The organism is Pelagibacterium sp. (assembly GCF_965249125.1).
Lineage (GTDB): Bacteria > Pseudomonadota > Alphaproteobacteria > Rhizobiales > Devosiaceae > Pelagibacterium.
The window spans coordinates 1,454,284-1,477,010 of record NZ_OZ252217.1; the positions used below are offsets into that span (position 1 = coordinate 1,454,284).

General features: G+C 60.9%; 14 protein-coding genes and 1 riboswitch. Of the genes, 9 read left to right on the forward strand and 5 right to left on the reverse strand.

Going from position 1 to position 22,727, the window contains the following annotated elements:
• The first annotated feature begins 93 nt into the window (after positions 1-93).
• Positions 94-2,376 carry an NADP-dependent malic enzyme gene (locus ACP148_RS07270; RefSeq protein WP_421950271.1) on the forward strand — a complete coding sequence of 761 codons (2,283 nt, stop codon included), beginning with the start codon at positions 94-96 and terminating at the stop codon, positions 2,374-2,376.
• Between the two features lie 46 nt (positions 2,377-2,422).
• Here the strand turns inward: ACP148_RS07270 and ACP148_RS07275 are convergent, their stop codons facing one another.
• The 3 genes from ACP148_RS07275 to ACP148_RS07285 form a co-directional block, all read right to left on the reverse strand.
• Complete coding sequence (locus ACP148_RS07275) at positions 2,423-3,901, reverse strand: AMP nucleosidase (protein WP_421950272.1); 1,479 nt, start codon at positions 3,899-3,901, stop codon at positions 2,423-2,425.
• A gap of 278 nt (positions 3,902-4,179) precedes the next feature.
• Positions 4,180-4,602: a DUF1801 domain-containing protein gene (locus ACP148_RS07280; RefSeq protein ID WP_421950273.1), complete on the reverse strand. Its 423-nt coding sequence runs from the start codon at positions 4,600-4,602 to the stop codon at positions 4,180-4,182.
• A gap of 12 nt (positions 4,603-4,614) precedes the next feature.
• Positions 4,615-5,220: a DUF1176 domain-containing protein gene (locus ACP148_RS07285; protein WP_421950274.1), complete on the reverse strand. Its 606-nt coding sequence runs from the start codon at positions 5,218-5,220 to the stop codon at positions 4,615-4,617.
• A 105-nt stretch (positions 5,221-5,325) separates the two neighbouring features.
• Positions 5,326-5,437: riboswitch (TPP riboswitch) on the forward strand.
• Between ACP148_RS07285 and ACP148_RS07290 the strand changes: the two genes are divergently transcribed.
• The 4 genes from ACP148_RS07290 to ACP148_RS07305 all read left to right on the forward strand — a co-directional run bounded on the left by ACP148_RS07290 (position 5,428) and on the right by ACP148_RS07305 (position 9,121).
• Positions 5,428-6,045 (forward strand): YkoF family thiamine/hydroxymethylpyrimidine-binding protein, encoded by a 618-nt coding sequence (locus tag ACP148_RS07290; RefSeq protein WP_421950275.1) that lies wholly within the window; start codon positions 5,428-5,430, stop codon positions 6,043-6,045. It overlaps the preceding riboswitch by 10 nt.
• 63 nt (positions 6,046-6,108) lie before the next feature.
• Positions 6,109-6,723, forward strand: coding sequence for an ECF transporter S component (locus ACP148_RS07295; protein ID WP_421950276.1), 615 nt, complete (start codon positions 6,109-6,111; stop codon positions 6,721-6,723).
• The gene (locus tag ACP148_RS07300; RefSeq protein ID WP_421950277.1) at positions 6,720-8,369 is read left to right on the forward strand and encodes an ABC transporter ATP-binding protein; all 1,650 of its coding nucleotides are present in this window, start codon (positions 6,720-6,722) and stop codon (positions 8,367-8,369) included. The genes ACP148_RS07295 and ACP148_RS07300 overlap by 4 nt, the downstream gene beginning before the upstream one ends.
• Entirely contained in the window at positions 8,366-9,121 is a 756-nt protein-coding gene (locus ACP148_RS07305) for an energy-coupling factor transporter transmembrane component T family protein (RefSeq protein ID WP_421950278.1), read from the forward strand. The genes ACP148_RS07300 and ACP148_RS07305 overlap by 4 nt, the downstream gene beginning before the upstream one ends.
• Before the next feature lie 307 nt (positions 9,122-9,428).
• Here ACP148_RS07305 and ACP148_RS07310 read toward each other — a convergent pair whose 3' ends face one another.
• Positions 9,429-10,682, reverse strand: coding sequence for an aminopeptidase (locus ACP148_RS07310; RefSeq protein ID WP_421950279.1), 1,254 nt, complete (start codon positions 10,680-10,682; stop codon positions 9,429-9,431).
• 90 nt (positions 10,683-10,772) lie between these two features.
• On the opposite strand from ACP148_RS07310, the gene ACP148_RS07315 reads away from it, so the two are divergent.
• The 3 genes from ACP148_RS07315 to ACP148_RS07325 all read left to right on the forward strand — a co-directional run bounded on the left by ACP148_RS07315 (position 10,773) and on the right by ACP148_RS07325 (position 14,037).
• Positions 10,773-12,008 carry a TIGR03862 family flavoprotein gene (locus tag ACP148_RS07315; RefSeq protein WP_421950280.1) on the forward strand — a complete coding sequence of 412 codons (1,236 nt, stop codon included), beginning with the start codon at positions 10,773-10,775 and terminating at the stop codon, positions 12,006-12,008.
• A gap of 541 nt (positions 12,009-12,549) precedes the next feature.
• Positions 12,550-13,053, forward strand: coding sequence for a VOC family protein (locus ACP148_RS07320; protein WP_421950281.1), 504 nt, complete (start codon positions 12,550-12,552; stop codon positions 13,051-13,053).
• A 306-nt stretch (positions 13,054-13,359) separates the two neighbouring features.
• The gene (locus ACP148_RS07325) at positions 13,360-14,037 is read left to right on the forward strand and encodes a response regulator (protein ID WP_421950282.1); all 678 of its coding nucleotides are present in this window, start codon (positions 13,360-13,362) and stop codon (positions 14,035-14,037) included.
• A 100-nt stretch (positions 14,038-14,137) separates the two neighbouring features.
• Here the strand turns inward: ACP148_RS07325 and ACP148_RS07330 are convergent, their stop codons facing one another.
• The gene (locus ACP148_RS07330) at positions 14,138-15,430 is read right to left on the reverse strand and encodes a sensor histidine kinase (protein WP_421950283.1); all 1,293 of its coding nucleotides are present in this window, start codon (positions 15,428-15,430) and stop codon (positions 14,138-14,140) included.
• A 284-nt stretch (positions 15,431-15,714) separates the two neighbouring features.
• On the opposite strand from ACP148_RS07330, the gene ACP148_RS07335 reads away from it, so the two are divergent.
• Positions 15,715-22,683: a peroxidase family protein gene (locus ACP148_RS07335; protein WP_421950284.1), complete on the forward strand. Its 6,969-nt coding sequence runs from the start codon at positions 15,715-15,717 to the stop codon at positions 22,681-22,683.
• Positions 22,684-22,727: the final 44 nt, after the last annotated feature.

The window sequence follows — 22,727 nt, forward strand, 5'->3', positions numbered from 1 at the left end:
GCGATTTGCCCGGCGCGGAAAAGTTAGCTTTGCAAGCCTTCCATTTTGTCGCGATTGGTGGCACGTATCTCGCCGCTAATCCGAGGAGACGGCATGACGGAAGAACCGCGCGATCCGCAAAAGGCGCTTAAAGAAGCTGCGCTGCATTTCCACCGCTATCCAAAGCCCGGCAAGATCGAGATTGCCCCGATCAAGCCATTGGCCAACCAACGCGATCTTGCGCTTGCCTATTCACCGGGCGTTGCGGCGCCGTGCGAGGAAATCGCGGCCGATCCTGAAACGGCGGCGCTGTATACGTCGCGAGGCAATCTGGTTGCGGTGATTTCCAACGGTACCGCGGTTCTCGGCCTGGGCAATATCGGCGCCCTGGCATCCAAGCCGGTCATGGAAGGCAAGTCGGTCCTCTTCAAGAAATTTGCCGGCATCGACTCGATCGACATTGAAATCGACGAGCAGAATCCCAAGAAGTTCATCGAAACCGTCGCGCCGATGTGGCCCTCGTTCGGGGGTATCAACCTCGAAGACATCAAGGCTCCGGACTGTTTTGAGATTGAGGAAGCGCTGCGTGAGCGCATGCCGATTCCGGTTTTTCACGACGATCAGCACGGCACGGCGATTATCGTTGCGGCTGCAGTCCTCAACGGGCTCAAGATTGCCGGCAAGGACATTTCCAAGGTCAAGATTTGCACCTCCGGTGCCGGCGCGGCAGCCATTGCCTGCCTGAATATGCTGATGGCGGTGGGTGCGAAGAGGGAAAACATATGGGTCGCCGACCGCGAGGGGCTGGTGACGACGCGGCGCGACAACTCCGTCGATCGTTGGCGGGGGGCTTTCGCTCAGGACAGCGACAAGACATCCCTTGCCGAGGTCATGGAAGGTGCCGATATCTTCCTCGGCCTTTCCGCAGCCGGGGCGCTCAAGCGTGAGATGCTCAAGGACATGGCGGAAAATCCCCTGATCCTGGCGCTATCCAATCCGGTGCCGGAAATCATGCCCGAGATCGCCATTGAGGAGCGTCCGGACGCCATGATCTGCACAGGGCGATCCGACTATCCTAATCAGGTCAACAACGTCCTGTGCTTCCCGTTCATCTTCCGTGGAGCGCTCGATGTCGGCGCAACCACGATCAACGAGGAGATGAAGGCCGCGGCCGCGCACGCCATCGCCAAGCTGGCGCACGAGCCGGTGCTCGAGTCCGTGCCGGGTGCACCTTCGACGTTCGGCAGGGACTATCTTATTCCCAATCCGTTCGACCAGCGTCTCATTTTGCGTATCGCGCCGGCTGTGGCAAAGGCCGCCATGGACACGGGCGTGGCGCGGCGTCCCGTAGCCGATTTCGACGCCTACAAGGACAGCCTGAACCGGTTCGTCTTCCGCTCGGGCATGGTGATGAAGCCGATGATCGAGCGCGCCAAAGGTGCCGGTCAGCGTATTGCCTTTGCCGACGGTGAAGATGAACGCGTGTTGCGAGCCACTCAGGTTGTACTCGAGGAGGGGATTGCGCAGCCCATTCTCATCGGGCGGCCGTTCGTCATTGAACAGCGTATCGAACGGTTCGGGCTGCAACTGACGCCGGGCAAGGATTTCGAGATCATCAATCCCGAGGACGATCCGCGCTACAAGGAATATGTTGCCGAGTTCCATTCGCTTGTCGGGCGTTCGGGTGTCACTCCCGACACGGCGCGGACGATCGTGCGGACCAATACCACGATCATTGGCGCACTTGCCGTCAAACGTGGTGATGCCGATGGCCTGATCTGTGGGCTGCAGGGTCGCTACATCAAGCACGTGCGCGACATAAAATCGGTCGTCGGGCTGTCCGACGGCGTTTCCGACGTTTCTGCTCTTTCCATGCTCATCATGCCGCGCGGGGCGTTCTTCCTTGCCGATACGTATGTGAACATGGATCCGAGCGCCGATGAAATCGTCTCGATTACCCTGCAGGCGCGCGACCATCTCAAGCGGTTCAATATCGAGGCCAAGGCTGCACTGCTGAGCTATTCGAATTTCGGTTCGCGCGAGGGGACAACGTCGGACAAGATGAAAACGGCCTACGACAAGCTCAAGCTTGTTGCGCCCGACCTCATCGTGGAGGGCGAAATGCAGGGCGATCTGGCGCTGAACCAGGGGCTGCGCGAGCGCTACGTTCCCGACTCTGTGCTGAAGGGCGAAGCCAACCTGCTGGTATTCCCGAACCTTGAAAGTGCGAATCTTTCCATGACCTTGCTCAAGGAATTGAACAATGCGCTTCCGGTCGGCCCGATCCTGATGGGTACAAGAAACCCGGCCCATATTCTGGCACCTTCGGTGACCAGCCGCGGCATCGTGAACATGACCGCGATCACTGCCAATGAGAGCCTGGCGCTCAAAGGCTGAGGCAAGATTGTCAGGTTTGTGAGAGGGCGCCAGGAGGCGCCCTCCTTTATTGGAAAGCCGTTTCGGCAAAGGACCGCAACTTGCGGGAGTGCAGCCTTTCAACAGGCTGATTGCGCAGGATTTCCATGGCCTTGAGACCGATCAGCAGATGGCGGTTGACCTGCGTGCGATAGAAGTCCGAGGCCATGCCGGGGAGCTTGAGTTCGCCGTGCAGCGGCTTGTCGGAAACGCAGAGCAGGGTGCCGTAGGGGACGCGGAAACGGAAGCCGTTTGCAGCGATCGTAGCGCTCTCCATATCGAGCGCGATGGCGCGCGATTGCGACAGGCGGCGGGTGATCTCGCTCTGATCGCGCAACTCCCAATTGCGGTTGTCGATGGTAAAGACCGTACCGGTGCGCATGATGGCTTTGGTTTCCAATCCCTCCAGATGGGTTATCTCGGCCACAGCTTCCTGCAGCGCAACCTGGATTTCGGCCAGGGCGGGGATAGGGACGGTCACAGGCAAATCGTCGTCGAGAACGTGGTCCTCGCGGACATAGCCATGGGCGAGCACATAATCGCCCAGGGACTGGGAGTTGCGTAGCCCGGCGCAGTGGCCGAGCATCAGCCAGGCATGAGGCCGAAGCACAGCTATGTGGTCGGTGGCTGTCTTGGCGTTAGACGGACCAACGCCGATATTGATCATTGTGATGCCGCGCCCGTTGGGGGCGGTAAGGTGATAGGCCGGCATCTGGGGCTGACGGGCAGGCTGTGAACCGTCGGTGCCGCCGCCGAGCCGGGAATTGGTGGTGATGACGTTGCCCGGTTCGACAAAGCTCTCATAGAATTCGTGACCCTCGCTCATCCACTGATGAGCCAGACGGGTGAATTCCTCGATATAGAACTGGTAATTGGTGAAGATCACGAAATTCTGGAAGTGATCGGGGACGGTGCCTGTATAATGGTTGAGCCGGTGCAGCGAATAATCGACACGGGGCCCGGTGAAGGCAGCGAGCGGGTAGGGGCCGCCCGATGGCGGAATGAAGGTGCCGTTGGCGATCTCGTCGTCCATATGCGCGAGATCGGGTACGTCGAACAGATCGCGCAATGGTACGCCGATATCGAGGAGGGTATCGCCTTCAACACGTTCTTTGGGATCGACGGCGAAGTGGAGGGGTATGGGGGTTTCGGATTCTCCAACCTCGATCTCGCCGCCGTGATTCTTGAGGATCAGCGAAAGGTTCTCGATCAGGTATTTGTGAAAGAGTGCCGGCTGGGTCAGCGTCGTCTGGTAAAGACCGGGACTGTGCAGAAAGCCATAGGCGAGACGTGAACTGGCCTGCTGCTGGAAACTGGTCGAGAGTACCTGGACCTTGGGATAATGAGCGCGGACCTTGCCGGGAGGGACCCGTCCCCTGGTGAGATTGAGCAGATGATCGCGAATGAAGCTCGTGTTGCGGTCGTAGATCTCACAGACATATTCCCAGGCTTTTACCGGGTCGGTGAAAGATTTGAGCGGTATGGCGGGCGGAGTGATAAGTTTCATGCGCAAGTCCTGTTCTTGTTTTTGGTTTTAACCCCAAGCCATGCCAGTTTCGGCCTCACCGTGCAATGGTTCCCCACCCAAGCAGCATTTTATCACAGTTCGGTGATTGGGCCTTTTGTCGCCGCAATGGCACCCGATATTGAAGGTGTCTGCTGGACTGGCAAACGAGCCCATGCACTAGCGGACACAAGCTTCCGCTGTAGTCCCCCAAGCCCTCAACAGCGCGGCGGAAGCGTTTATGGAGACCGCAGTCGTCCGCCCGGCGCTGCGGTCTCTTCTTATCTGGTGGGGTAGGTCGCCCGCATATGCTCGACCGACCGGCGAATGATCTCTTCGAGAACACCAAGATCGATATCGGTCAGCTTCTTGACGTAAAGGCAGGATTTTCCCGTGGAGTGCTTGCCCAACTTTGCCATGAGAGATTCGTACTGCGAAAAGCCCGGCATCACATAAAGCGTAAGATTGGCCTTGCGTGGCGAAAATCCCGTGATGGGCCAGTCGGCTGGTTTTTTGGTGGTGTTCACGTAAGTGTAGGTGCCGAAGCCAACGATCGATGGGCCCCACATGACGGGTTCGACGCCTGTTATCCCGCGCATCATATCGATGATAGTCCAACAGTCCTGCCGCTTCTGGACGGGTTCGACCGCGTCGATGAATTTGGAAACCTCCTGATCGGTTGGGCGGGTCTTGAGCTCTGACATCGCATTCCCCTCCTATTTAAAGCTCACCAGCGTTTCGGGATCGGCCTCGCCATCATAGTGCGCATCGACCTCGTAGCGGATAAGTACAAACTGACCATCATCGAATATCCATGTGCCCGCTGAAAACGCATCGCCAATGCCGCGCCATAGGGCGTGAGAGGTGATGGTCATGTTCTCGGGGTCGAATTCGGAATTGGTGAGCAGCAATTGGGTGCCGTAGCCGGACATCGGCATATCGAGAACCGCGCCCTCGAAATCGTCATTTTCATAGACGACGTCGAACTGGGGCGTGGCAAATGCTACGGGCACCAGGCCCTCATACTCGGTTTCGAGATAATAGAGGTGGTTGACGTTGTAGGCGCCCGAACCGCAGAAGAACTTGTAAAGAGTGGCGGTCTCCGGGGTGTCCGAATATTCGGTCTCCCAGCTCAGATCCCAACTTTCGTTCGGAAAATATTCCGCAGCGGCAGAGTCTTCGAGCCCGTAGCAAAGTTCAGGGAAGCTTTGGGAAAAACGGGCATAGGCATCGCTTCGGATCAAATCGTCCGGCTGAGCGAAGCCGGGGGCTGCGACGGCGCCCGTGATCAGGGCGGCAAATACAAGTCGGATCGTTCTCATAGTCGGGCCTCTCGACATCCTGGCCGCAACAGTGCCGGAAACCGCGCTCGCCGCAAAGCGGGAAGTTCCCGTTGCGGCGCGACGGAAAGATGTGCTACCCATCGAGTCGTTCGACAGGGGTGCTCCGTATCGCCGGGGCTGAGAGGATGGCGCACAGCCATCTAACCCTAAAGCTGATCTGGATAATACCAGCGGAGCGAGGCGAAGATGAAGTGCGGTGCACAACTCTCCCTTTATGTCATGGCGGACGATTTCGTCCGTATAATCCTGTCCTCTCTCGATGCGATATCGCCCTATCGGGATCGTTTGCGCATCGAAACCGACGATATCTCGACACTTATCGTCGGCCCACCTGAACTGATTTTCCCGACCATGCGGGAGTTGTTCGTTGCTGCGGCGCGCAGCGGACATCATGTGGCATTGCACGCCACGATCTCGCGCGGGTGTCCGGGCGAGCCGGACATGGAGATCTGCGAGCCTGCGCAGCCTACCGCATTCGACGACGATCTCGAAAAACGCAAGGCAAGCGCGGCGCAGGCTGTGGCAGACGCGCCCATGAGTGGCCAGCGGGTTGCTATCCAGTTTTCGCTCTATCCGCTCGGCCCGGCCGACTACATGGACGAAATCTACGGCTGCATCGATTTTCTCAAAGCCTCGCCGGTGTTCGATCGGGCCAAGAATTACTGCACAAGACTCGCAGGCGATGCGGGGCCGGTTTTCGAGGCTTTGTCGCAGGCATGGCTCAGCTTTGGCGATCCCAACGCGCATGTGGCGATCGACCTGACCGCTTCGGCCAACAGCCCTTCCAGGGACGCCGCTGCGTAATTTTTCCGTGGGGCGCGGTCCCGTGGCGCTCTTTCCGACATCGCTATCAAAGGAGGCCAGCACATGTCCGATTTCGCTTCGCAATCGTGGCGCTGGACGCTGCGCGAAACCCTTGTTGCCGCCGTTCTCGGTGCCGCCTTCGCAGTGCTTTATCTGGCCTGGGTCCAGGTCTGGCTGGTCAGCCAGGCGGCGTTCGGGCCGGTGACCATGGATGTTTTCATGGGCTTCTGGTTTTCCGCATCCATCGTTGCCGCGGCCATTGTCCGCAAGCCGGGTGTGGCGCTGATGGCCGAGGTGCTTGCGGCCGGGGTCGAGATTCTGCTTGGCAGTCCGGCGGGGCTGGGTCTTCTGATCGCGGCGGTGGTGCAGGGGCTTGGCGCGGAACTGGTTTTTGCGGCATTGGGCTGGAAACACTACCGCTTGCCTGTGCTGATTGCCGCCGGGATGGGCGCTTCGGTGACGAGTTTTATCTACAACTGGTTCCTGTTCGATTATGGCGCGCTCGAGCCCTGGCTGGTTGGCGCCATGTTCGTGATCCGGCTTGTCAGTGGCGCTGTGCTGGCTGGCTTTCTGGGACATCTGATCGTTGAGGCTCTCTACCGCACCGGGGTTCTCAGGGGGCTGCGAATCGATACCGAGCGCCGCGGCGCCGGATTTGCGGCACAGGCAGCCCAATGAGCCTGGCGCAATGGGAGGGGGTATCAATCCGATATCCCTTCGCCACCGGCGATGCGGTGGGACCGGTCGATATTGCCGTGAAGCGAGGTGAGAGGGTTCTTCTGCTCGGACCTTCTGGTTCGGGGAAATCTTCGCTCATGCTCTCGCTGACGGGATTGATCCCCAACGCCGTCCCCGCAAGCGTCGCGGGCGCGATCCGTCTTGGAGGCGCTTCGGTCGCGACCCGCAGTGCGGCCCAATGGGCCGATACGGTCGCACAGTATTTCCAGAATGCCGACGAAACGCTGTGTGGCATGCGCGTGGGCGAGGAGATTGCTTTCGCATTGGAAAACCGGGGAATGGAGCAGGCAAGGATAACCGAGCGAATTGCCACAGTTCTCGACCGGCTCGGGCTACCGCAGGCGTGGCAAACTCGACGCAGCTCGGCTCTGTCCGGCGGAGAGCGCCAGCTCGTTGCGCTGGCATCGGTTTTGGCGCAGGAAACACCGATCCTGATTGCCGACGAACCGACCTCGCATCTGAGCCCGGCGGCAACCGCCAAGGTCCATGGCCTGCTGTCCGAGCGGCAGGCGTTCGATGCCGTGGTGGTCATCGACCATCGGCTGGACGGGTTGATCGACGCGATCGACCGGGTCGTGGTCCTGGGCCAAGATGGGTCGGTGCTGGCGAATATGCCGCCACGAGCGCTGTTCCGGGAGCGTGGGCAGGACCTTGTGCAAGCCGGTATCTGGAGGCCGGCATTCTCGGCGCTCGACGATATGCTCGGTGCGGTCGGGCTGGCGGCTGAGCAGCCGCCGTTATCCTTTTCGGATGTCCTCGCGCCACTTGAGCCGAGTGTCGGCGATGATGCGGCCATAGCGGCCGCGACCGTGGTCGCGAACCGATATGTCAACCAGCGGATCAATGTCGCTACAACTGGCGGTAAGTCCATTGCCTCGATCAGGCAGGCCGATTGCGCGCCGCCGATGGGCCGTGCAGTTCTCAAAGGCATAAACCTCGATATTTGCGAGGGGGAAATCCTGGGGCTGATTGGGCCCAATGGCGCAGGGAAGACGACGTTGGCGGCGAGTCTGGCCGGCGTGTTGCGGCTGCGTGCCGGGCATCGCGAGGGGCCGATGGCCGGCATCGCATTCCAGAATCCCGAAGCCCAACTTGTGGCAGGGAGCGTGCGGGAGGAAATACTGGGGGCGATGGAGGGTGAAGCCGATTGCGATGCGGTGCTGGAACGGTGGGGCCTTGCTGCATATGCGGACCGGCATCCGTTTGAGCTGTCGTTCGGGCAGAAGCGGAGGCTGGCGCTGGCCAGCCTGGATGCCAGCCAGCGCTGGCGCTTCATGATTTTCGATGAGCCATTTTCTGGACTGGACGCCGTGGGCGCGGCGATGGTGGCAGAGCATCTTGTTGAGCTGAAGAGAAACGGGAAGGGCGTGGTGCTCGTTACGCACGACATGGACATGGCGGTGCGGTTGTGCGACCGGGTAGCGGTGATCGCCGATGGCGGGATACTCGCCGAAGGCAAACCCCTGGAAATTCTGGGCGATACCGCCGTGACAGAAACGGCAGGGCTTGCGCGGCCGAGTTTTGCGCCGGTGCTCGATTGGCTGAATCGCGTCGAGATGGCGTCGCGCGTCCGGGCGGCGGGATGACTGTGTTGTATGAAAGATTTTCGGGCGCACCGCTGGGTCGGCTCAATCCGCTGACGGTGTTTGCAGTCTGTGTGATTTTCTTTGTCGGGATAGCGACCTCGTTCGATCCGGTGTTTCAGATGTCAGTTATCGGCGTTGTCGTATTGGTGCTTGTCGGTATCCAGCGGGTGCCTGTCCTGCTTGTTTTGGCTTTGATGGTGCCGTTCATTTTGTTCGGCATGGGGTTCGTCACGACCAATCTACTGTTCCGTCAGGACAGTGACTTTGCCATGCATATCGCGGGCGGGGATAATGGTGGCGAGGCGCTTTCGGCTGGGCTGACGCTGAGCCTGAGGGCGCTGGCAATCGGGACGATTTCGATCCTTTTCGCGCTTAGCGTCGATCCCGGCGCATTCGTGCGGGCGCTGATCGCCTATCTTAGATTTCCGGTGCGGCTCGGTTATGCGCTGTTTGTTGCCATGCAATTGGTGCCAGACCTTTTGGCCGAAGCGGCGCAGATGCGCATGGCGCGGGCAATGCGAGCGGGCCGGGCTGTGCGGCGTATTCCCGGTCTGCGGGAGATGGCGGCGCTTGCCGTGCCGTTGCTGGCGTTTGCCGTCCGGCGGGCCGGGCGGTCGGCCATTGCCATGGAGGCGCGGGGATTTGGAGCGACACCGGCGCGCACCATGGTGGGCGTGCCCGGCTTTTCCTGGGCCGACCCGGCGTTCCTGATCGCCGGACCGGGGGTTCTTATGGTGCTGCGGCTGGTTTAGCCCTCGGCTTGTGGGGTTTCAGGAGCGGCATCGGTTGCTGGGGCCGAGGGTGCGACTCGCGGGGTGCCCGGGCCCTGGCGGAAGTGGCCAAGGGTATTGTCGCTGCCGGGGCGGAAGCTACGGGCTCCCTCTCCTTGAATTTGATGGGCGCCGCCATTGTCGCGGGCGCCGATCAAAAGGAGACCAGGGGATGCAAACTCACGGCAGGCTGTCCGGCAGATGAAATGTTGGACAGGATGGTGGGGCAAAGAAACAGGGCCGGGGATAAGCCCGGCCCTCTCTTGTATCGTGTTTGCCGCGCTCTGGATCAGTTGGCCCATTCGCCCTTGCGGAAGACGGGAACGCGTTCGCCGTCCTGGGTGATGCCGTCGATGTCCATTTCGCCCGATCCGATCATCCAGTCGATGTGGATGAGGCTCGAATTGCCGCCCTTCTCGGTGACCTGCTCTTCGGTCAGCTTGTCGCCATCGACAAAGCATTCGGTGTAGCACTGGCCCATGGCGATGTGGCAGGCGGCGTTTTCGTCAAACAGCGTGTTGTAGAACAAAACGCCCGACTGGCTGATCGGCGAGGAGTGGGGCACGAGCGCCACTTCACCCAGGCGACGACCGCCCTCGTCGGTGTCGAGGACCTTGTTCCAGACGTTTTCGCCTTTGGAGGCACGGACCTCGACGGCAACGCCATCCTTGAACACCATCTCGATATCTTCGATGACCGAGCCATTGTGCGAGAGCGGCTTGGTGGAGCGCACGACGCCGTTGACGCGGCGGGCGTGCGGGGTTGTGAAGACCTCTTCGGTGGGAATGTTGGGATTGCAGGTAATGCCGTTCTTGGCGAGCGAGGCGCCGCCGGCCCATTCGTGATCGTCCGCAAGGCCGACGATGAGGTCGGTGCCGGGAGCAGTGAAATGCAGGTCGCGGAACTTCATTTCGTTGAGCCAGTCACGGCGGGCGTGGATTTCCGCGTTGTGCTTTTTCCAGGCATCGACCGGATCGGCCTGATCGACGCGGGAGGCGGCGAAAATGGCATCGGCCAATTTGGCTACGGCTTCATCCTCCCCAAGGTCGGGGAAGACCAGTTTGGCCCATTTGGGATTGGGGTAGGAAACGATGTTCCAGTTGATCTCAAAGCCCGTGATCTTCTTGATGGCGGGCTTATAGGCTTTTGAATTGGCGCGGTTGGCGCGGGAAACCTTTTCGGGGTCCTGCTCGGCCAGCATCATGGGGTTGTCACCGGAAATGGCGAGGCGGGCGGTATTGGAGCCAAAGGCCTTGGCCATGCCTTCGTAGAGCCAGTCGGCGGCATGGTCGAAGGCGTCGTCGTTGGCGTGCTTGTAGCGGGCGAGGGTGGCTTCTTCGTCGGAATACATGGTGGTCACCAGCCCGGCGCCGGCCTTGTAGGCTTGCTCGGTGATCTTGCGCACGAGCGGCAGGGCCGAAAGCGGGGCGGTGATGAGCAGATCCTGACCGGCCTCGAGCCCGAGGCCGGTGTGAACGGCGACCTGGGCGAGCTTGTCGAGCTTCTCCTCGTTGACGGGAGCGTTTGAACGCGAGTCGGACATGATGGGTCTTCTTTGTTTTGGGAATGACTCAGGTTGAACGCCAAAACTAGCGGTTTGACAGCGGTGGCGAAAGGGTGTTCTGGGCAGGCCATGGACAAGCGTATTGCAATCATCGGGGGCGGCCCCGCGGGGCTGATGGCGGCCGAGGTGATCTCGGGGGCCGGATATCCCGTGACCATTTGGGAGGGAATGCCAACCGTTGGACGCAAACTGCTGATGGCGGGCAAGTCCGGGCTGAACCTAACCCACGCGGAAGCTATGGGGGATTTCTTTTCCCGGTTCGGGGCGGCGCGGAAGCGATTGGAGCCTATCCTTTCAGGTTTTGACAATGGGGCGGTGCGCGAATGGGCGGCGGGACTGGGGAGCGAGACGTTTGTGGGTTCGTCGGGCCGGGTGTTTCCCAGGGCGATGAAAGCTTCGCCGCTGCTGCGGGCATGGCTTGAGCGGTTGGCCGAGCAGGGCGTTGCCATTCGGACGCGGCATCGCTGGACCGGGTTCGACGGCGAGGCTTTGACGTTCGAGGCGCCCGGGGGCGTTGTCCATGAGCATTTCGATGCGGTGGTGCTTGCGTTGGGCGGGGCGAGCTGGGCGCGGCTGGGGTCGGACGCGGCATGGGTGCCGTGGCTTGAAGCGCGAGGCATTGCCGTGACGCCATTCAAGCCGGCAAATTGCGGGTTCGATGTGGCCTGGAGCTCCCACTTCATCGAACGATTTGCCGGGGCGCCGGTGAAGGCGGTTTCGGTTGAGGGGCAGCCGGGCGAGTTCGTGATCTCCCGGCATGGGGTAGAGGGCTCGCTGGTCTATGCGCAATCGGCGCGGCTGCGGGATCAATTGAAGCTTGGAAGCGCGGCACTGGTGCTCGATCTCGCGCCGGGGCGGGCGCTGGAACGGATCGCGGGCGATCTGGCGCGGCAGCCGAAAAAGGCCAGCTTCGCCAATCGTCTGCGCAAGGGCGCTGGGCTGGATGGAGTGAAGGCCGGGCTGGTGCGGGAGCTGACGAGTGAGGCGGTGCGCGCGAACCCGGCGGCGCTTGCCGGGGCGATCAAGGCCCTGGCGGTGCCGCTGGCCCGGGCGCGGCCCATGGACGAGGCGATATCGGCGGCCGGGGGCGTTGACTGGAGCGAAGCGGACGAGCGGCTGATGCTGAAAAAGCTGCCGGGTGTGTTCGTGGCCGGAGAAATGCTCGACTGGGAAGCGCCGACCGGCGGGTATCTGCTCTCGGCCTGCCTTGCGACGGGACGGGCGGCGGGGCAGGGCGTGCTGGATCATCTCCGAAGTGTAGGACGCGCGAAAGCGTCCGACGGCCATAGGCCCCGGTTTATATAATGGCGCCCGAATGGGCGGTGAAGGGCGAAGCAAGCTTCATCCGTAGTTGTATAGTCAAGCGAAGCCAGCTTCGCCCTGCCGTCGCGCGTAGCGCTTTGGGCGTTCGGCACTTGAAAGGCTCCACTGGAGCCTTTCATTCAGCTTTGCTGAACCGCTTCTCACTCCGGGGTTCTTGGCTTAGTCGCCCTTCAGAAGGCTAGGGTCAATCCCTTCTCCCTTTCGGAAGTACGACGGTGGTAGCAATCGCGCCAGTCCCGCATCGAGGATCAGGCGGCCGGTTCGCGCGTCCGGCGCTTATGACGTTTGGGCCTCCGCTGGGGCGATCCCCATCGGACCCGGACCGACCTATCGGTTGGGACCGGAGTGCCTAGAGGGAGCTTATTTGGTCGTGTTCCCGAACCGAAAAAGTGGCAACCACTTTTTCTGGAAACACTCCGATGCGGTCCCAAGGCTCGGACCCATGCTCCCCCTTCTCCAATCCCGTCCTCACCGGAAGCTCGTTTGCAACCTCGCCCTGGTGCGGTCGTGAAGCGAGAATGGCATGAGGGGCGGGGACAAGTTTTTTCGCAGCGGGAAGGCCGATGGTGTGGCACAATCGGGGCCGGTCTGGCGCCTGTTGTCTTGTGTGACAAAAATTGCAGGCGCGACCTGTTTGCTAAAAGGAGGGAAACAGATGCAGTTGGGAGCATTTTCGGTCAGCCTGGCGGTCAAGGACATAGCGGCCTCGCGTGCCTTTTACGAAAAGCTCGGATTTGAGGTTTTCCACGGTGATGCCGCGCAGGGCTGGCTTATCATGAAGTCGCCGACGGCGGTGATCGGCCTTTTTCAGGGAATGTTCGAGAACAATATCCTGACGTTTAACCCTGGCTGGGATAGCAATGCGCAGCCGGTCGGAGATTTTACCGACATCCGTGATATCCAGAAAAAACTCAAGAGCGCCGGCGTACCCCTGGAGCAGGAGGTGGACGAGGCTGGCAGCGGGCCGGGCAGTTTCACACTGATGGATCCGGACGGCAACGCCATCCTGTTCGATCAGCACGTTTAAACGATTGGGCCGGAACGGTTGAACTGGCGGCGCTGGGGCCTAAATGTCTTGTTTCAGAGCCGTTGCAGCGGTTCGCGGAATCGCTGCAACGGCTCTATGTCCTTGTTTCGTCGCACGTCCGAACCGCAAAACGTTTCCATCCCCGATCGGGTCGAGGACATGCTTTTGCTCGACACGCTCTATGGTTCGCGCTGCAGCAGTACGTTGACAGACACGAAAGTTCCCCCCGGTTTTTGACAATAATCATTATGGCCGAAAAACCTCGCATCTAATTTGGATTAATCTGAGGGGGCGAGGGGCGAAATAATGACGGAAGAAAAGGTCAGTATTGCTTTCGTTGATGACCACCCGATCTTACTGGAGGGCATGAAGACCCTCTTTACCAACAAAGGGCAGTTCAGCGTGGTCGCATCGGGCTCGTCGGCCAACGATGCCCGAAATATTGTCGACGTTTACCATCCACAGATCCTCTTTATGGATCTGAGCATGCCTGGGGATGTCTTCTCGGTCATGACAGAGATCGTGAGAAAATCCGATTTCACAAAGATCGTTGTCTTCACCGCATTCTCAAGCGTTGACTCCGCCATGCGCGCGCTCGAGGCGGGGGCGACCGGGTTCGTGCTGAAGGGCGCCACATTCGGTGAGCTGTTCGAAGCCGTGAGTTCGGTGATGCGTGGGGAGATGTATATTACCAAGCTCTATGCCAGCCAGGTTCTCAGCGGCCTGCGCAACCGTACGCGGCAGGAAAGTGCTGATCGCGGAGTCGATCTGAGCGTGCGCGAGCGCCAGATCGTGGCCTATCTGCTCCAGGCACGCACCAATCGCGAGATTGCCTGCAGCCTTTCCATCAGCGAAAAGACGGTCAAGCGCTACATGACCAATCTGATGCAGAAGCTCCACGCGCGCAATCGCGTCGAGGTCGCCATGCAGGCCCAGAAGCTTGCACAGTTCAAGCCCAGCCAACAGCCAATGGCAGTCAGCTAGAGCTGTGCAGGATTTGATTGAATCAAATCCTTGTCTCTAAACCTTTGTTTTGTCGCGTGTCCGAACCGATAAAGCGGTATCCACTTTATCTGGGCACGCTCTAGGGATCTATCGGCAGCAGCACGTTCATGCTGGTGCCGCCGCCCTTGAGCGGTTCGATGTAAAACTCTCCCTTGAGCGCATTGACCCTGTTGCGGATGCCCGCGAGCCCGAGTTGCTCCCGTCCGTCCACAACTCTCTCCTCGGCGGGCATTCCCGGTCCGGTATCCGATACAGTGATGCGCAGCGTTCCGTCCGAGACCGTCGCACGCACCTCGGTGTGCGCCTCTCCGGCATGCTTGTAGGCATTGCTGAGCGCTTCCTGCACCACGCGGTATGCACAGGTCTTGAGCGGCAGCGGCGAGGTTTTCGGCAGTTTGGCAAAGTGCGCGTCAACCTGCCTTCCTGTAAGGCCCTCATGACGGAGGACTGCCAGTTGTAGCGCGCCGCGCAGATCGGTGCTGGCGATTTCCGGAAGCACGAGCCCTGCGGAAATCGTGCGCAGTTCCCTTAGAACGCTTTGCGCGAGCCGGGCGCCGTCGCCGGTGGGCTGGACAGCGTTTTCGTCTGCTTCCTCCTCGGCGGAGAGGCGCAGCGTCAGCAGGCTCAGCATCTGAATCGGGCCGTCGTGCAGATCGGCGCCTATGCTGGCGAGAAGCTGTTCGTTGGCCTCGCTGGCATCGAGGCGGGCCTTATCGGCGACCGCCCTCAGGCTTTCGTTCTGGGTGGCCATCAGGTCCGCCTCGGCGATGCGGAGGTCCAGTTGTTTTCGCTGGCTGGTGATTATCGAACTGCCCCGCAGAACCAGCAGGAACAAGATGCCGATCATGCCGGCGGTGGTGGCGCCGACCACGGCCCAGGTCGAGATCCGAGTTCGCTCCAGGTTGTCGGCGAACCATGGCGCGTGTTCGTAATATTCGCCTACCGCGACGATCTCGCCTCCCTCAAGGCTGCGCAGCGGTGCGTAGATTTCGATGAGCGGTAACCCGGTGGCGCGCTCGGTTGCCCCTTCCCGATTGTCGAGCGTGTCATAAGAGGCAACGATTTCGCCACCGGCGGCCATGGCCACATCGGACGCGTCGAACTGCCGCCCGATCAGGTCTTTGTTGGTGCTGTAGACGATGGTCCCGTCGGGCCGCCAGACCTTGACCGAAATCAGGCGTTCTCCGAGTGGGGTGTCGGCCAGCAGCCGGTCCAGTCGCGCAATCTGCGCGGGCGCCATGACGCCGTCCGGCGACAGATCCTGAACCGCCGGCTCAAGAAAGGTCTCCACGAACACCGAGCTTGATTTTGCGGCGCTGTCGAGGGTGCTGGCGGAAATGCCGCTGGTGATCCAGCTGCCGAGAATGGCCATGCTGACACACAGCGCACCGCCGCCTACGAGCAGGAACTGAGCCGAGAGGCTGAGCCCGCGGAACCATCGGGGCAAGGATTTCAAGTGAGACCAAGGTCCCATCGAATTTGTCCCTTTGGTCGCATCGTTGGTGGGACCGGACGTCTCATCACTTCGCTCGACTATCGTAGCTTACGCCGATCGCAATCGGACGCGACACTAGCAGTCCCAAATTAACGTGTCACCTGCGCCAAGCCGGCCAGGGGCACCAGCGAATGGCTGTTCGGCCGGAACGGAGAGCGACAATGGTTAGCTACATCAGAAGCGATCTGGAATTCATCCTCAAACAGATCAAGATTTCCGAAGCGCACGCCCTCTATCTGGAGACGGATGGGGCGGACGGAGCACCGCTGTTCGGCGAGAGCCTGAATGCAAATCCGGCCTCCATTCCAGCCTACAATATCGCCTGGGGCCTGCGGACCGTCGACGGTACATACAACCATTTGCTTCCGGGCCAGGAGACCTGGGGTTCGGCGGATCGGGAATTTCCCGAGCTGATGGAGCCGCAATATCGCACGGTTACGGCCATGGTCGACTTCGACGGACCGGGACCGATGGCGCCGATACCGTTCGAGATGACCTATACGCCCGGTGTCGATGCGGATGGCCCCGGCCCGAACGCCACGCCCGGCGACGTTATCGATCCTTCGGTCCGCATCATCTCCAATTTGATCGTGGACCAGACCCTGGGCAATCCGGCGGCCATTCTGACGGCGCTGGAGGCGGCTGGCGTGGATGACCCGGGATTGGTCATTACCCAGCAGATTTCGGCGGCATATGCGCCGCTGCGCTCCCTGTTCATAGACGTTGCCGAGGCGGCGCGTGTCGAGGCTTCGGCCGCCGCTGCCGCCGCGGCCAATCCCGGCAACGCCGCGCTCCAGCAGGCGGCCGAGGACGCAGCGCTTGACCTGGCGAACGCGCAGGCCGCGCTCGATGCGGCGGCCAGTGTGCCCGGCGGTCTCAACGAATTGCTCGATACCAATGGCATTGCGATGGATGGTGCAAACCTGCACATTCCAAACGTTGCGCCCGACGAGGGCCTGTCGGCGCCCTTCAACTCGTGGTTCACGCTGTTCGGGCAGTTCTTCGACCACGGGCTCGATCTGGTCAACAAGGGTGGCAGCGGCACGGTGATGATCCCGCTGCAGCCCGATGATCCGCTTTATGTCGAGGGCAGTCCGACCAATTTCATGGTGCTGACCCGCGCCACAAGAGGGCCTGGGCCCGATGGCATCATGGTCGACGATCCGTTGACCGCAGTCGATGAGTCCGCGGACAATGTCGGGCCCATCAACACCACGACTCCGTTCGTCGACCAGAACCAGACCTATACCTCGCATCCCTCCCATCAGGTGTTCCTGCGCGAATACGAAGCGGGACCCAACGGTCCGGTTGCAACCGGCAGGCTGATCGAGGGGGCCAATGGCGGCATGGCGACATGGGCCGAGCTCAAGGCGCAGGCCGCAGATGTGCTCGGCATCTTGCTGACCGATCTCGACGTGGCCACGGTGCCGCTGCTGCGCACCGATCCGTATGGCAATTTTATTCCGGGCGCCAACGGCATGCCGCAACTGGTGGTCGGGCTTGGCGCGGACGGCATACCCAATACCAGCGACGACATTGTCGTGGAGGGCGTCATCGGTGCTCCGGTGGATCCGACCGTTGTTGGTGCCGTACGTACCAATAGCGCCTTTCTGGTCGATATCGCGCACACGGCCGTACCGGACGGCCTGGAGGATGGTGATACCGAAATCGGCGGCAATATCCCCGAAGACGGGTTCTATGACGACGAACTTCTCGATGCGCACTTTATCGCCGGTGACGGCCGTGCCAACGAGAATGTCGGACTGACCGCCGTTCACCATGTCTTTCATGCTGAACATAACCGGCTGGCCGAGCACACCAAGGAAATGGTGATCGCAACGGGCGATCTGGACTTCATCAACGAATGGCTGACCGATCCGGTCGACACGGTTCCGGCATCGCCAGACGGGTTGGCCTGGAACGGCGAGCGGGTGTTCCAGGCGGCCAAGTTCGGCACCGAAATGCAATACCAGCACCTCGTCTTCGAGGAATTCGCCCGCAAGGTGCAGCCGACGATCAACGCGTTTCTGGTTCCCGACGGCTTCGATGTCACCCTCGATCCTTCGATCGTGGCCGAGTTCGCGCATGTGGTCTATCGGTTTGGGCACTCGATGCTGACGGAATCGATCGATCAATTCAGCCCCGAATTCGTCCCCAATCATATCAGCCTGATTCAAGGCTTCCTCAATCCGACGGCGTTCACGGGACCGGGTTCGACCATTCCGGACGAGGTTGCCGCCGGCGCGATCATCCGCGGCATGACCCGGCAGGTGGGCAACGAAATCGACGAGTTCGTCACCAGCGCCCTGCGCAACAATCTCCTGGGTCTGCCGCTCGATCTGGCGACCATCAACCTCGCCCGTGGCCGGGATACCGGTGTTCCTTCCCTTAACGAGGCCCGCCGCAGCTTCTATGAAGCAACCAATCAGGACGTGCGCCTGAAGCCCTATGAAAGCTGGGTCGACTACGCGGGGCATCTCAAACATGAAGCCTCGATCATCAACTTCATTGCGGCATACGGCACCCATGACCTGATAACGGGCGAAGCCACTGTGGACGGCAAGCGCGCCGCTTCAATGGCCATCATCTTCGGCACCGAACAGGGGGTCGATGACGACGGCGACGGGATTGTCGATCGTATGATCGCGCCTCCGCCCGATGCGCAGGATTTTCTCTACGGTTTGGGCGAGTATGCCGACGATCTGGGGGGCCTGGAAAATGTCGATCTGTGGATCGGCGGGCTCGCTGAAGAGATCATGCCGTTCGGCGGCATGCTCGGCGCCACGTTCAACTTCGTCTTCGAAGTGCAGATGGAAAATCTGCAGAGCGGGGATCGCTTCTATTACCTGCAGCGCCTCGACGGCCTGCACCTGTTCGGCGAAATGGAGAACAACTCCTTTGCCGGCATGATCATGCGCAATACCGACGCTGCACACCTGCCTTCTGACGTCTTTTCGACGCCGGGATTCATCCTCGAGGTCGATCAGACGCGGCAGTTCAATCCCGATACCGGCGTGTATCTGCCGGGCGCCGACGGCGTCCTGGGCGACGATCCGCTGACCGTCGGCATCGACGAAAGCCTCGACGACGTTGTCGATACCAATGCGGACCCGGCTGGTGGAGGCATCCTGACGCCTCTGGTCGTTCGCAACAATCCCGCTACACCGGGTGCCGATACCAATTATCTGCGATACACGGGTGGCGACCATGTGGTGCTCGGCGGTACCGATCCGGGCAATGCGTCCAACCCGAGCGGCAACGACATCATCATTGGCGGGATCGGTGACGACACGCTCTACGGAGACGGTGGCGACGACCGGCTCGAGGGCGGCTTCGGCAACGACATCATCAATGGTGGCGACGGCGACGACATCATCACCGACAGCGGCGGCGACGACAACATCAAGGGCGGCGCCGGCAACGACGTCATCCACGCCGGTCCGGGTCTCGACCTCGTGCTCGCAGGCCCTGGCCAGGACTTCGTGTTCCTGGGCACCGATGAGGGCTCGGAAGTGTTTGCCGGGGAAGGCAACGACTTCATCTATGGCAACAAGAACGCCGAGCGCATCCTTGGCAATGAGGGCAACGACTGGATCGAAACGGGCACGTTCGATGGTGCACCCGGCGACAATTTCGACGAGATATTCGCGCATGACGACATCGACGGACACGATGTGTTCCTCGGCGACGGCGGGTTTGACGAGTTCATCGGCGAAGGGGGCGACGACATTTTTGTCGGCAGCCCGGGTCGCGGCAAGATGGCCGGCATGTCCGGCTGGGACTGGGCGACCTACAAGGACAGCACCTTTGCGGTGAATGCCGATCTCTCGCTTCCTATCGTCTTCGACGAAGCTCCCATAATACCGGGAAACGCGGCGCTTGACGAATACCAGTCGGTCGAAGGGCTGTCAGGCTCAGCGCACGACGACATCCTGACCGGGACCAATCTGCTTGCCGAAGACCGTCTGCCGTTCGATCCCGTCACCAACCCGTTGGGTGGCCCGGAGGGCTATCGCGGTAGCGCGATTGACGCCGAATCCATCGCCCTGATCGCCGGGCTCCAGGAGGTCCTTGGGGCAGGGGTCACCGAGTTCAGCGCTGGTGACATCATTCTCGGCGGTGCCGGCAGCGACGTCATGAAAGGCCAGATGGGCGACGACATCATCGATGGCGACAAATGGCTCGATGTGCAGATCGGCGTGTTCGCCGTCGGCGACACCGATCACACGGGCGAACCGCTCGAGCTGCACAATTCGATGACCACGCTGGCCCAGCGCATGTTCTCGGGCGAACTCAATCCCGGCCAGCTCTCGATTGTTCGCACCATTCGGCAGGCCGACGGGACGAGCGATCTCGACGTCGCGGTGTTTGGCGACGTGATGGAGAACTATGACATCGACTTCAATCCCGACGGCACCATCACGGTCACTCATGTGGACGTTACCGACGGGCTCGAGTCCGACGGTACCGACACGTTGCGACATGTCGAAATCCTGCGTTTTGCCGATCAGGATTTCTCGCTCAATGTCGCGGCAACCGGAGTGCCCGTCATCAGCGATACGACGCCGACACAGACAATGAACCTGATGGCGGACACGTCCGGCATCAACGACCTCAACGGGTTGGGTGTCTTTGCCTTTCAATGGCAATCCTCGCTTGATGGAACGACCTGGAATGACATAGGGGGCGCAACCTCGGACTCCTTCACGCCGACGGCCGGCGAAATCAACATGCAGTTGCGGTTGGTGGTGACCTTCACCGACGGTCTTGGCACGCTTGAAACGGTCATTTCCGAACCGACAAGCGTGGTCGGAGCCTTCGTCAACGGTAACGCGGCGGCCAATGTCTTCAGCGGTACCGAGGGCGAGGATTACGTCTACGGTTTCGGCGGAACCGATACGCTGTCGGGCGAAGGTGGCAATGACTTCATTCATGGTGGGGCGCAAGCCGACGCGATTTCGGGAGGAGCCGGTGACGACACGCTGGTCGGCGGCGGCGGATCGGACACTATGGATGGCGGCCTTGGCAACGATACGATGACCGGAAATGGTGGCAACGACATCATGGATGGCGGCGAGGGCAGCGACACCATGTTTGGCAGCGGAGGCAGCGACCAGATGTCTGGTGGACTTGGCGATGACATCCTGGAAGGTGAGGCCGGTCCGGATACGCTGGATGGCGGTGAAGGCAACGATACGCTCAATGGCGGCATCGGCAACGACACCATGATCGGCGGAGAAGGCAATGACGCGATCGATGGCGGCGACGGCATCGACACTGCGTTCTTTGCCGGATCGCTCTTCGATTACGACATCGCGCTCAACGGTACCGGTGGCATCGTTGTGACCGACACCGTGGGAACCGACGGCGTTGACACGCTCACCAATATGGAACGTCTCAATTTCGGTGGGCAGATCTTCTCGATCATCAATGGCACCAACGGTGCCGACAACCCGCTATCGAGCGGTCCGGGCGCCCAAATTCTTCTGGGCTTCGACGGCAACGACACCATCAATGGAGGTGGTGGCAATGACGGGATCCACGGCGGGGCCGGCGACGACACCATTGTCTGGTCTCCCGGCAGCGGCAGCGACATCGTCAATGGCGGAACCGAGGGAGCTGGAGGCGACGTATTCCAGATCACCGGTGGCGCGGGCACGGAAACCTTCAACATCTACACACGCAACGCGGCTATCGCCAATATCGGCTATACCGGCAGTGCCGAGATCGTCATTACCAGGGCGGTCGGAGCCGGGGCGGCAGTCATCATCGCCCAGCTGTCCGAAATCGAGGAACTTGTGGTCAACACGCTGACCGTCTCTTCGCCCGGTGGATCGGGCGGCGGCGTGGCCAGCGGCGATACCATCGCGGTTTTCGGTGATTTCACCGAAACCAGTCTTAACCTGAACACCATCACGATCGACGGCACCGCGGGCGATGATACCATCGACATTTCGTCCCTCGGTTCGGAGCACCGCATAGTCTTCAAGTCCAATGGCGGACAGGACACCATCATCGGTGCCCTGCGCGACCAGGATATCATAGAATTCCCGGCGGGCGCCGTGCTCGCGGACTATGTGACGACAGTGGACGAAAATGGTGTCGTCACCATGAGCAATGGCACCCATTCGGTCAGCTATACGCCAGCTCCGGGCCAGTCGCCGCAAATCGGCGATGTGGTGGACGAGGCGGGTGATCCCGTCGAGGATGGAGCAGCAGAGGTTCCCGCATATGTCCGGATCGGTACGGTCGAAAATGACGTCCTGACCGGTACGGCGCTTGCCGATCATCTGATTGGCTTCAGCGGCGATGATGTGATTGTCGGGCTCGCGGGAGCCGATGTGCTGCTTGGGGGCGATGGCGCCGACTTCATCGCCGGTTGGGCTGGTGAGGATTCAATTTTCGGCGGTGCCGGGAACGACACGATCCTAGGCGGCGATGATGCCGACCTCCTATACGGCGAGGACGGTGACGATCGCATTTTCGCCGACGCCGGGGACGATCTCGTCAATGGTGGCAGCGGCAACGACACGGTCGTCGCCGGAGCCGGCAATGACCGCATTGTGGCCTCGGCGGATGACGGCGACGACGCCTATTTCGGCGACGAGATCAACGGCGGCAGCGGGATCGATACCCTGGACATGTCCTCGGTATCCGCCGATGTCACTGTGGACCTTGGAACGGGCCTCGGCGGCTATGGCAGAGCCGTCAGCAGCGAGACGGGCTCGGACACACTCTGGGGGATAGAGAATGTCGTCACAGGGGCGGGCAACGACACCATAACCGCCAGCACGGCCGTCAACGTTATCGACGGCGGCACCGGGCAGGACATCTTCGTCTTCGGCTCGGCTGCTGCCGCGGACGGAGACACCATCGTGGGGTTTGAGGCCGGCGACAAGCTCGATCTCAGCGCCATCGACGCCGATATGGGAACGGCCGGAAATCAGGCCTTCACGCTGGTCAATGGTGCGCAGGTCGCCGGGGTCGGCCAATTGCTGGTTACCCACGAAACCCGAGAGGACGGCGGTTACACAATCGTGGAAGGCAATTTGGGCAACGGCAGTGACGCTGACTTCAAGATCAGCATCAAGGGAACCCACGACCTCGTGAGCACCGATTTCTCGCTCTAGATCCATTGCGGCAGCCCCCGTGGGCTGCCGCACCTCTGTTTCCC

Excerpts from the sequence above, each read along its gene's own strand:
- ACP148_RS07335 (WP_421950284.1), top strand. The coding sequence starts at position 15,715 with ATGGTTAGCTACATCAGAAGCGATCTGGAATTCATCCTCAAACAGATC.
- ACP148_RS07300 (WP_421950277.1), top strand. The coding sequence starts at position 6,720 with ATGAGCCTGGCGCAATGGGAGGGGGTATCAATCCGATATCCCTTCGCC.
- ACP148_RS07305 (WP_421950278.1), top strand. The coding sequence starts at position 8,366 with ATGACTGTGTTGTATGAAAGATTTTCGGGCGCACCGCTGGGTCGGCTC.
- ACP148_RS07295 (WP_421950276.1), top strand. The coding sequence starts at position 6,109 with ATGTCCGATTTCGCTTCGCAATCGTGGCGCTGGACGCTGCGCGAAACC.
- ACP148_RS07280 (WP_421950273.1), bottom strand. The coding sequence starts at position 4,602 with ATGTCAGAGCTCAAGACCCGCCCAACCGATCAGGAGGTTTCCAAATTC.
- ACP148_RS07320 (WP_421950281.1), top strand. The coding sequence starts at position 12,550 with ATGAGGGGCGGGGACAAGTTTTTTCGCAGCGGGAAGGCCGATGGTGTG.
- ACP148_RS07290 (WP_421950275.1), top strand. The coding sequence starts at position 5,428 with ATGAAGTGCGGTGCACAACTCTCCCTTTATGTCATGGCGGACGATTTC.
- ACP148_RS07330 (WP_421950283.1), bottom strand. The coding sequence starts at position 15,430 with ATGGCCATTCTCGGCAGCTGGATCACCAGCGGCATTTCCGCCAGCACC.
- ACP148_RS07275 (WP_421950272.1), bottom strand. The coding sequence starts at position 3,901 with ATGAAACTTATCACTCCGCCCGCCATACCGCTCAAATCTTTCACCGAC.
- ACP148_RS07270 (WP_421950271.1), top strand. The coding sequence starts at position 94 with ATGACGGAAGAACCGCGCGATCCGCAAAAGGCGCTTAAAGAAGCTGCG.
- ACP148_RS07285 (WP_421950274.1), bottom strand. The coding sequence starts at position 5,220 with ATGAGAACGATCCGACTTGTATTTGCCGCCCTGATCACGGGCGCCGTC.
- ACP148_RS07325 (WP_421950282.1), top strand. The coding sequence starts at position 13,360 with ATGACGGAAGAAAAGGTCAGTATTGCTTTCGTTGATGACCACCCGATC.
- ACP148_RS07315 (WP_421950280.1), top strand. The coding sequence starts at position 10,773 with ATGGACAAGCGTATTGCAATCATCGGGGGCGGCCCCGCGGGGCTGATG.
- ACP148_RS07310 (WP_421950279.1), bottom strand. The coding sequence starts at position 10,682 with ATGTCCGACTCGCGTTCAAACGCTCCCGTCAACGAGGAGAAGCTCGAC.